The organism is Vibrio sp. D173a (assembly GCF_030248475.1).
Window position 1 is genome coordinate 1 of the sequence record NZ_JAHGAH010001133.1, and the last position, 716, is coordinate 716.

Sequence of the window (716 nt, forward strand, 5' to 3'; positions counted from 1 at the left end):
GGTTACTGACACCACTTTGTGGTGAATCGGTTTACCGGTTTCTGGGTTGATAATGTGCGAGTAACGAACACCATCACGCTCAAAGTAGTTTCTGTAATCGCCAGATGTTGCAATCGCCATATCACCTGGTTCAATGATCTCTTGAATTGTACGCTCTTCAATGCTTGGCTTTTCAATCGCAATGCGCCAGCCAACATTTTCACGGTTCAGACCTTTAAGGCGAATCTCACCACCGACTTCAACCATGTAGTTGTGAATACCAATAGAGTCTAGGTAGTCAGCCAGTACATCCACGCCCCAGCCTTTCGCAATTGTTGAAAGGTCAACGTAAAGCTTTGGCAGGTCTTTCGTCAGCTTGTTGCCCTCAACGCTTAAATGGTGGATACCAATTTTCTGTTTGCGTGCAGCCAACTCTTCATCTGTTGGAACCACTTCAGGGCGAGCTTCTGGACCAAAACCCCAAAGGTTAACCAAAGGCCCAACCGCCACATCCAATGCACCTTCAGTTAGACCGTTCAAACGAATCGCTTCTTTCACAACAATTGCGGTTTGCTCAGATACTTCGAATGCATCGCCACCTTCATATTGGTTGAAGCGGATTAGCTCGGAACCTTTGCGGTACGTCGACATCTGATCGTTCACTTCTTCAAGAAGACGGTCGATCTCTTCATGCACCTTATCCGAAGCTAGAAACTCATCACTATTGATATACTTAA

At 46.1% G+C, this 716-nt stretch carries 1 protein-coding gene; it reads right to left on the bottom strand.

Going from position 1 to position 716, the window contains the following annotated elements:
• On the bottom strand, positions 1 to 716 hold a 716-nt coding region (locus KIV40_RS31790; protein WP_285353311.1), incomplete at both ends, for an FAD:protein FMN transferase.